At 71.2% G+C, this 8,592-nt stretch carries 9 protein-coding genes; 6 read left to right on the forward strand and 3 right to left on the reverse strand.

From position 1 onward, the window contains the following. Window positions 1-148: 148 nt before the first annotated feature. The 3 genes from ABZ193_RS33530 to ABZ193_RS33540 are packed head-to-tail and all read left to right on the forward strand — an operon-like array spanning window position 149 to window position 3,182. The gene (locus ABZ193_RS33530) at window positions 149-1,435 is read left to right on the forward strand and encodes an extracellular solute-binding protein (RefSeq protein ID WP_237339851.1); all 1,287 of its coding nucleotides are present in this window, start codon (window positions 149-151) and stop codon (window positions 1,433-1,435) included. Next, a complete protein-coding gene (locus ABZ193_RS33535) occupies window positions 1,432-2,364 on the forward strand; it encodes a sugar ABC transporter permease (RefSeq protein ID WP_027934744.1) in 933 nt (310 codons plus the stop codon). Before ABZ193_RS33530 ends, ABZ193_RS33535 begins: the two co-directional genes overlap by 4 nt. Next, window positions 2,364-3,182: a carbohydrate ABC transporter permease gene (locus ABZ193_RS33540; protein WP_020422479.1), complete on the forward strand. Its 819-nt coding sequence runs from the start codon at window positions 2,364-2,366 to the stop codon at window positions 3,180-3,182. Before ABZ193_RS33535 ends, ABZ193_RS33540 begins: the two co-directional genes overlap by 1 nt. Here ABZ193_RS33540 and ABZ193_RS33545 read toward each other — a convergent pair. Together ABZ193_RS33545 and ABZ193_RS33550 are read right to left on the reverse strand one after the other, a co-directional pair. Next, on the reverse strand, window positions 3,151-3,456 hold the full coding sequence (locus ABZ193_RS33545) for a hypothetical protein (RefSeq protein WP_354712701.1): 306 nt from the start codon (window positions 3,454-3,456) through the stop codon (window positions 3,151-3,153). The genes ABZ193_RS33540 and ABZ193_RS33545 overlap by 32 nt on opposite strands. A 72-nt stretch (window positions 3,457-3,528) precedes the next feature. Continuing rightward, entirely contained in the window at window positions 3,529-4,296 is a 768-nt protein-coding gene (locus ABZ193_RS33550; RefSeq protein ID WP_020422481.1) for an IclR family transcriptional regulator, read from the reverse strand. A 251-nt stretch (window positions 4,297-4,547) separates the two neighbouring features. Here ABZ193_RS33550 and ABZ193_RS33555 point away from each other — a divergent pair, with 251 nt between their 5' ends. Genes ABZ193_RS33555 through ABZ193_RS33565 form a run of 3 tightly spaced genes read left to right on the forward strand, consistent with a single transcriptional unit; the run spans window position 4,548 to window position 7,431 of the window. Beyond that, window positions 4,548-5,438: an alpha/beta fold hydrolase gene (locus ABZ193_RS33555; RefSeq protein WP_354712702.1), complete on the forward strand. Its 891-nt coding sequence runs from the start codon at window positions 4,548-4,550 to the stop codon at window positions 5,436-5,438. Next, window positions 5,435-6,586: a macrolide family glycosyltransferase gene (locus ABZ193_RS33560; RefSeq protein WP_354712703.1), complete on the forward strand. Its 1,152-nt coding sequence runs from the start codon at window positions 5,435-5,437 to the stop codon at window positions 6,584-6,586. Before ABZ193_RS33555 ends, ABZ193_RS33560 begins: the two co-directional genes overlap by 4 nt. Beyond that, entirely contained in the window at window positions 6,583-7,431 is an 849-nt protein-coding gene (locus tag ABZ193_RS33565; protein ID WP_354712704.1) for an alpha/beta hydrolase, read from the forward strand. The genes ABZ193_RS33560 and ABZ193_RS33565 overlap by 4 nt, the downstream gene beginning before the upstream one ends. Here ABZ193_RS33565 and ABZ193_RS33570 read toward each other — a convergent pair. Further along, a complete protein-coding gene (locus ABZ193_RS33570; RefSeq protein WP_354712708.1) occupies window positions 7,367-8,302 on the reverse strand; it encodes an ADP-ribosylglycohydrolase family protein in 936 nt (311 codons plus the stop codon). The two genes, ABZ193_RS33565 and ABZ193_RS33570, sit on opposite strands and share 65 nt — an antisense overlap. Between the last annotated feature and the right edge of the window lie 290 nt (window positions 8,303-8,592).

Raw genomic sequence — 8,592 nt, forward strand, 5'->3', positions numbered from 1 at the left:
CAAGTTTCTTGCCGAAAAGTTTCAGGCGACTATAACGCTATTTTCCTTGCCGAAACAGCTCTTGACGCGTCCAGGTGGGCCGCATATCTTCCGACACACACCAGAGTGTTTCCGAAAACTTTCGGACCTTCGATGGGGAAGGCGCATCATGACACTGGTCAAGCGGCGCACCGCCGTGATCGCGGCCGGACTGGCCGCGGTTCTCTCCCTCACCACCGCGTGCGGCTCCAGCGGTCCGTCCGGCGGGGGCGGCGCCACCGCGTGGGCGCTCACCGGCGGCGACGAGCAGACGTTCCGGACGTCGTTCGAGTCGTCCGGGGTCGACGCGCAGTACTTCGGCAACGACGCGTACAAGCAGAAGATCCGCACCGCGATCGGTGCGAACGAGGCGCCGACGCTGGTCTTCAGCTGGAGCGGCGGCCTGCTCAAGTCCTGGGTGGACTCCGGCAAGATCATGGACCTGTCCGCCGAGGCCGCGAACGACCCGGCGTTCGTGAACCGGTTCCTGCCGTCGGTGGCGCGCACCGGCGTGCTCGACGGCAAGACCTACGCCGTGCCGAACAACGGCATGCAGCCGGTCGTGCTGTTCTACAACAAGGAACTGTTCGACCAGATCGGCGCGCAGCCGCCGAAGACGTGGGACGACATGATGGCCCTGGTGCCGCGGTTCAACCAGGCCGGCATCGCGCCGTTCTCCCTCGGCGGGCAGAGCAAGTGGCCGCAGCTGATGTGGGAGGAGTACCTCGTCGACCGCATCGGCGGGCCCGAGGTGTTCAACAACATCGTCGCCGGCAAGCCCGGCGCGTGGTCGGATCCGGCGATCATCCGCGCCAACACGATGATCCAGCAGCTCGTCGACGCCGGCGGCTTCGTCCGCGGCTTCAACTCGATCGCGACCGACAGCAACGCCGACACCGCGCTGCTGTTCACCGGCAAGGCCGCGATGTACCTGATGGGCTCCTGGGCCTTCCCCACCATCAAGCAGGCCGACCCCGACTTCATCTCGAGCGGCAAGCTCGGCTGGACCACGTTCCCCACCGTGTCCGGCGGCAAGGGCGACCCGGCGAACATCGTCGGCAACCCGGCCAACTACTGGTCCGTCTCGGCCACCGCGAGCGAGGAGCAGAAGCAGTCGGCGCTGCGGTACCTGCGCGAGGACCTGATGAACGACTCCTACGTCGACTCGCTGCTCGCCGGCGGTTCGGTGCCGCCGCTGACCGGCATCGAGGACAAGCTCGCGAAGACCGAGGACCCGCAGTACCTGTCCTACGTGTACGAAATGGCCAGCAAGGCGCCGAACTTCCAGCTGTCCTGGGACCAGGCGCTCTCCCCCGGCCAGGCTGACGCGCTGCTGACCAACCTGGAGCAGCTGTTCCTCAAGCAGATCACGCCGGAGCAGTTCTCCGCCAACATGAACGCGACGATCGGGCAATGAGCACGGTTCTCGAACAGCGGGACCGGGCGCCGGCACGCACGCCGGCGCCCGGCCGCGGCCGGCTGCGGACCGGCCCCAGCCCGCTGATGGCGGTGCCCGCGCTGGCGTTCTTCGGGGTGTTCGCGATCGTGCCGCTCGGCGGGGTCGCGGTGCTGAGCTTCATGGAGTGGGACGGCATCGGCGACCCGTCGTGGGCCGGGCTGGCGAACTGGGCCGCGGCGCTCGCCGACCCGGCGACCTACCACGCGATCTGGCTGTCCGTGCAGGTGATGGTGGTCAGCTGGCTGGTGCAGACGCCGATCTCGCTGCTCCTCGGCGTGCTCATCGCCGGGCGCGGCCGGTACCGCGCGCTGCTCGGGGTGCTGTACTTCCTGCCGATGCTGCTGTCCGCGGCGGCCATCGCGATCGCGTTCAAGGCGCTGCTCGACCCGAACTTCGGCATGAGCCGCGCGTTCGGGCTGGACTTCCTGTCGCAGGACTGGCTCGGCGACCCGACACTGGCGTTGTACGTGGTGATCTTCGTGATCGCCTGGCAGTTCGTGCCCTTCCACACGCTGCTCTACCAGGGCGGGGTGCGGCAGATCCCGAAGTCGCTGTACGAGGCGGCGGAACTGGACGGCGCTGGCCGGGTGCGGCAGTTCTTCCACATCACGCTGCCGCAGCTGCGCTACACGATCATCACGTCGTCGACGATGATGCTGGTCGGCTCGCTGACCTACTTCGACCTGGTGTTCGTGCTGACCGGCGGCGGTCCGGGCGACGCGACGCGGATGCTGCCGCTGGACATGTACCTGTCCGGGTTCTCCGGCAACGACATGGGCCGGGCGAGCACGCTGGCCGTGCTGCTGGTGGTCGCCGGGCTCGCGCTGGCGCTGGGGTTGTCGAGGCTGTCCAGCTTCCGGCGGGGCAGCCAGCTGGAGGGGGCGTGATGCGGACCCGTCCGAACTACCTCGGCGGCCTCGCCGGGTTCGTGTGGCTGGCCGTCGTTCTGGTGCCGGTGTACTACGTGGTGGTGACGAGCCTGCGCAACCAGCGCGGGTTCTACGACGCGAACCCGTTGTCGGTGCCGACCTCGCCGACGTTCAGCGCGTACGAGCTGGTGCTGCGCAACGACTTCTGGCGCTACTTCGCCAACAGTGTGGTCGTGACGCTGGCGACGGTGGCGATCGCGGTCGCGGTGGCGTTGATGGCCGCCTACTACGTGGTGCGCGGCACGACGTGGTTCTCGCGGTTCACCTACCGCGGCTACCTGCTGGGCCTGGCGATCCCGATCCAGGCGACGATCATCCCGGTGTACTACCTGATCACGCGGGCGCAGCTGTACGACACGCTGCTGGCGATCATCCTGCCGTCGGTGGCGTTCGCGATCCCGCTGTCGGTGATCATCCTGGCGAACTTCCTGCGGGACGTGCCGAACGAGCTGTTCGAGTCGATGCGGGTGGACGGCGCCGGTGACTGGCGGATGCTGTTCAGCCTGGTGCTGCCGATGATCCGGCCCGCGGTGGTGACGGTCGCGGTGTACGACGGGCTGAACGTGTGGAACGGGTTCCTGTTCCCGCTGATCCTGACGCAGAGCCCGGACCAGCGGGTGCTGCCGCTCGCGTTGTGGTCGTTCCAGGGGCAGTTCCGGGTGAACATCCCGGCGGTGCTGGCGGCGGTCGTGTTGTCGACGCTGCCGGTGCTGGCGCTGTACATCCTGGGCCGGCGGCAGCTGGTCAGCGGCCTGACGGCGGGTTTCGGGAAGTGAGGTCGCGGACGGGCAGTAGTTCGATGGCCGCGCCGGACCGTTCGAGCAGGTGCGCGTGCTCGGCGCGCCTCGGGTCGGCCCGGTAGGCCCCGAACTCCTGCTCGCCCGGGAACCCGACGAGGTGCACCTCGGTGCCGTCGTCGAGGGATCGGACCCGCCGCTCGAGGCGGCCGCCGTACTCGGCCAGGAGGGGCAGGACGGCGTCCTCGTAGGCGTCGAAGGCTTCCGCGCCGCCTCCGGGGAGCCGCGCGATGAGCAGGAACGTGATTGTCATGGGCTCATCCAACCCGGCCACCCTGTTGGGCCGCTCCCGGCATCGAGTTGCCGCGCAGGGACACGACCCACATCACCGCCCGCGCACCACGCCCCGCACATCCGCCGCCGACGGCGCGCCCAGCGCACGCGAGATCCCCCGCGCCGCAGCGGTCATCACCGGCACCAGCGCCCTCGGCTCGCACTCGTCCACGTGCACGACCAAGCCCAATGCGGCCACCACCTCGTCACCGGCACCGCGGATCGGCGCCGCGATCGCCACCGCCTCCAGCGTCAACTGCTCCTCCGCCACCGCGACCCCGGTGCGCCGCACCTCCGCCAGCACCCGCCGCAGCTCCCGCGCGTCGGTGATCGTCTTGTGCGTGAAGCGCTTCAGCGGCGCCTCCAGCACCTGCTCCTGCACCTCGCGACCCGCGTGGGCCAGCAGTGCGAGCCCGGTCCCGGTGGCGTGCAACGGCCACCGCTGCCCCAGCCGGCTCAGCACCGTCACCGTGCCGCGCGCCCGCAGCGTCTCGACGTACACCACCTCGTGCCCGTCCCGCACCGCCAGGTGCACGTGCGCCCGCGTGGAGTGGAACAGGTCCTCCAGGAACGGCTGCGCCAGTTCGCGCAGTTCCAGCCCGCGCGGCGCGAGCGCGGCCAGCTCCAGCAGGTGCAGCCCGATCCGGTAGCGGCCGTCGTCGTCGCGTTCGAGGGCGCCCCAGTTCACCAGCTCGCCGGCGAGCCGGTGCGCGGTCGTCAGCGAAAGCCCCGCCCGTCGGCTGATTTCGCTCAACGTCAGCAAGCTGCGGCCCGGTGTGAACGCGTCGAGCACGGCGAGCAGCCGTCCCGCCGCGGTCATGGGGATCGGTCTCCGCACAGCCCTGTCCACGGCGGCTCCTCCGGGGGTCGGCGCTGACTCCGTCGGTTCCATCCTTGATCGTGTGCCGCCGCTCATACAACGGGCCTTCCGCATGGTGGAAGCCCTGTTGCGCCGTGGTCACACGCGCGAGTGGTCAAGTTGGCTCGATCGAGTTTCCGCGGCGCGCCCGCGGAGGACGACGTGGTTACGTGGCGGACCCCAAACCCCGACCACACCGAGGAAGATCGCTTGTGACGGCAACGACCACCCGGCAGGAAACCGTCCCGCTCACGTTCGGCGGATTCGAGTTCGCGGGCCGCATCGTGCGCGGCGGCGGCAGACTCGCGCCGATCGTCCTGGTGGGCGGCGCGTTCCAGCACAAGGACGCGTGGGGCCGGGTGGAACGCGATCTGCTCCGGCACGCCGACGTGATCACCGTCGACCTGCCCGGCTGGGGCGCGGCGGACCGGCTGCCGCCCGGCTACGGCGTGGACTTCCTCGCCGGCGCGCTCAACCACCTGCTCGACCACGTCGCGCCGGAGCCGGTGCACGTCGTCGGCGCCTCCTACGGCAGTGGTGTCGCGCACCGGTGGGCGCAGCTGCGGCCCGAACGGGTGCGCCGCCTGCTGCTCGTCGGCACGATGACGCACGTGACCGGGCGGCTGCGCCGGCGCATCGCCCGCAGCGTGGAGCTGGCCGAGCAGGGCAGGCACGCGGAGTTCACCGCCGAGGTGCTGGACCTGATGCTCAGCCGCGCGCCGGGCATCCGGCGGCAGGCCGCGGTCCGCCGGTGCCTCGACAGCCTGGTGGGCGCGATGACCGACGCCGACATCGCCAAGTACCTGGACAACACCCGGCGGCTGCTCGACCACCCCGGCGACGACGGCCGCGTCCTGCCCGTCCCCGTGCTGGTCACGACCGGGGAGCACGATCCGCTTACCACGCCGGTCCTGAGCCGGGCGGCCGCGGCCCGGTGCGCCGACGCCCGCTTCACCGCGATCCACGACGCCGACCACCTCGTGCACCTGGAGCGGCCGGCCGAGGTGGTGGACCTCGCGTTGCGGTTCTTCGCCGGTGAGCCGCTGTCCGGTCTGCCGTACTGCACCCCGGTCGAGCACGTGGTCTGCGGGGTGGCGCGGTGAAGCACGCCTTGTTCGTCAACGTCGCCGACCACGGGCACGTCAACCCCACCCTCGCCGTGGTGTCGGAGCTGGTGTCGCGTGGCTGGCGGGTGAGCTACGCGGTCGGCGCGGACTTCGTCCCGCAGGTGCGCGCGGCCGGTGCGGAACCGGTGGTGCTGCCGGACGTCCGGGACGGCAGCCCGCCGCCGGAGGACCTGATGGCGGGCGTGGCGATGTACCACCGGGACGCCGAGGCCGCCCTCCCCGTGCTGGAGGCCCTCGGCGAGGTGCCCGACGTGGTCGCCTACGACTTCGTCGCGTTCGCGGGCAAGGTCCTGGCGCGCAAGCTCGGCTTGCCGATGGTGCAGCTGTCGCCGACACACGCGTTGTTCCCCGGCTGGGAGCGGATCGCGTTCGGCGTCGAGAACCTCTCGGACCTGCCGGTGTACCAGCGGTTCCAGCGGTTCCTGGACGCCAACGGCCTCGGCTGTTCGGTCGAGGAGTTCCAGGCGGTGGGCGACCCGAAGGTGGTGTTCGTGCCACGGGCGTTCCAGATTTCGCCGGACCTGCTCGGACCGGAGCACACCTTCGCTGGTCCCGCGCTGGGCGACCGGTCGTTCCAGGGGTCGTGGCGGCCGCCGGCGGGGAAACCGGTGCTGCTGGTCTCGCTCGGGTCGTGTTTCACCGACCAGCCGGACTTCTTCCGGGCCTGCCTCGACCTGGCCGCGGGTTTGGGCTGGCACACCGTGATGGCGATCGGGCGGCACATCGATCCGGCGTCGCTGGGGCCGGTTCCGGACGGGGTCGAGATCGCGCCGATGGTGCCGCAGCTCGACGTGCTGGCCGCCGCGCCGGCGTTCGTCACGCACGCCGGGATGGGCAGCCTGCTGGAAGCCCTGTACCACGGGGTGCCGATGGTCGCGGTGCCGCAGATGGCCGAGCAGCGGCTGAACGCGGCGCGCCTCGCCGAGCTGGGGCTGGGTGTCACGCTCGACCGCGCGGAGGTGTCGGCGCAGACGCTGCACAACGCGGTGCTGCGGGTGTCTTCCGACGCCGGCATCGCGGCGAACGTGGCGGGCATGCGGGAGATCGTGCGGGCGTGCGGCGGGGCGGCGGAGGCCGCGGACGTGATCGAGAAGGCCTCGGTCCGGGAAGGAGCCGCGCTGTGACGACCCTGGAGAGCCCGGTCCGCGACGTCATGCTGGAGACCGACCGCGGCCGGTTCGCCGCGTGCCGGGCCGGGTCCGGCGAGCCGGTGGTGCTGGTGGCCGGGTACCTGGGGTCCAAAGAGGACTTCGCGCCGCTGTTGCCGCTGCTGGCCGCCGCCGGGTACGCGGCGTGGGCGGTCGACCACCACGGCCAGCACGAAAGCCCGGGCTCCGACGATCCGAGCGCGTACACGTTGTCCGCGATGGCGCAGGACTTGCTGGCGGTGATCGGCGAGGTCGGCGAGGGCGAGCCGGCGCACGTGGTGGCGCACTGCGCGGGCGCCGCGGTCGCGCACGCCGCCGCGGTGGCCCTGCCGCGGGCGGTGCGCAGTTTCGCGTCGCTGGGCAGCCTGCTGACCGGTTCGGAGAAGGAGACGGCGTTCCTCACCTGGTGCGCGGACGCGGTCGCCGCGGAGGGGGCGGCGGGCTTGCACACCCTGGTCGACCACTGGGTCCGCACGGATCCGGACCGGGCGGACCTGATGCGGGCCCGGTTGTCGACCACGCGCACCGGTCACCTCATCGGGTTCGCGCGGCTGCTGTGCGGGCCGCGGGCGGGGGTCGGCGAGCTGGCGGGTTCCGGGGTGCCGCTGTTGTTCGTGCACGGCGCGGACGACGAGTTCACCGGCTCGCCCGAGGAGTACCAGCGCACGGCCCGCCGGTTCGGCCGGGACGCGGTCGCCGTCGAGGGCGCCGGCCACTGCGTGCAGCTGGACCGTCCACAGGAGACGGCCGCGGCGCTCACCGGGTTCTGGCGCGCAGTTTCAGCAGATCGTCGGCGAGTTCCGGCAGCAGAAGGTCGTTGACCTCGGTCACCGTGCGGACGGCTTCCTCGGGGAACGCGCCCGCGCCGGTGCAGGCGCCCGCGATCGCGCCGGCGATGGCCGCGATGGTGTCCGTGTCCCCGCCGAGGCTCGCCGCCGTGCAGCAGGCCTGCCACGGGTTTTCCGCGTGGCGGAGCACCGCGAACGCGGCGGGCACCGATTCCTGGGTGGCGACGCTGGTGCCGATCAACGCGGGCACGTCGGCCGGATCCATGGTGCGGCTCCAGCGGATGCGCGCGGCGACGTCCCCGGCCGCGACCCAGTTCCCCCGCTTGGCGGCTCGTTCCGCGGCTTCCACGGCGAAGTCGATCGCCTCGGGCAGACTCGCCCCATCGACGCCCGCACTCACCGCCGCGGCGACCGCGGCAGCCCCCGCGAGGGCGACGCCCGTGTTGTGGGTGACCCAACTGGCTTCGACCACGCTGTCCACGAGCAGGTCGAGGTCGGCCGGATTCGCGATCCCCACCGGGGCGATGCGCATGGCCGCACCGTTCGTGGTGCCGTACTTGCCGGCCTTCTCGAGAGCTTCCCCCGCGGCGACGGCCGTGAGAGCGGCGCGCGTGGAGGGCCCGAGCAACCCCCGGATGCCGCGGCTGCGCAGGTCCCGTTCCCACTCCAGGAGCGCATCGGCGAGCCCGTGCGGATCGATCCGCCCACCCCCGGAGACCAGCAGCCGCGCGACGATCACCGCCTGCTGGGTGTCATCGGTGACACCGCCCGCAGGCAACCCCCGAGCCGCCGCGAAGCCCGTGACAGGTTCGATTTCCGCCGGTGACAGTCCTTCCGTGGGCATACCGAGCGCATCCCCGATGGCCAGACCCGCCAGGGCCGCCAAAGCACGTTCCCTCACCACCCCACGATCCCACCACCGAAGACGGCGCGCCAGCGCCCGCTTTGAACACAACTGAAGCTGGGTGGTCATCCCGTCGCCTGACACCGGCGCGATCACCTTGAGCCAGGGCCGCAACCTCTCTGCCCACCGGCGGCCGGACATGCCAACCTTGCGGCCCTGGCTCAAGGTGATATGCACAAACCGGAAGGCGACGGGATGACCACCCGGCGACCACCCACCCGAGGTGAGCTAACAACGGTCCCCTGGTCATCCCGGAGCCTGCCCGTCCGGCGAGGACTCTTTTGATCTTT

The organism is Amycolatopsis sp. NPDC006125, from assembly GCF_040614195.1.
Classification (GTDB): Bacteria; Actinomycetota; Actinomycetes; order Mycobacteriales; family Pseudonocardiaceae; genus Amycolatopsis_E; species Amycolatopsis_E tucumanensis.

Excerpts from the sequence above, each read along its gene's own strand:
- ABZ193_RS33530 (WP_237339851.1), top strand. The coding sequence starts at position 149 with ATGACACTGGTCAAGCGGCGCACCGCCGTGATCGCGGCCGGACTGGCC.
- ABZ193_RS33535 (WP_027934744.1), top strand. The coding sequence starts at position 1,432 with ATGAGCACGGTTCTCGAACAGCGGGACCGGGCGCCGGCACGCACGCCG.
- ABZ193_RS33540 (WP_020422479.1), top strand. The coding sequence starts at position 2,364 with ATGCGGACCCGTCCGAACTACCTCGGCGGCCTCGCCGGGTTCGTGTGG.
- ABZ193_RS33545 (WP_354712701.1), bottom strand. The coding sequence starts at position 3,456 with ATGACAATCACGTTCCTGCTCATCGCGCGGCTCCCCGGAGGCGGCGCG.
- ABZ193_RS33550 (WP_020422481.1), bottom strand. The coding sequence starts at position 4,296 with ATGACCGCGGCGGGACGGCTGCTCGCCGTGCTCGACGCGTTCACACCG.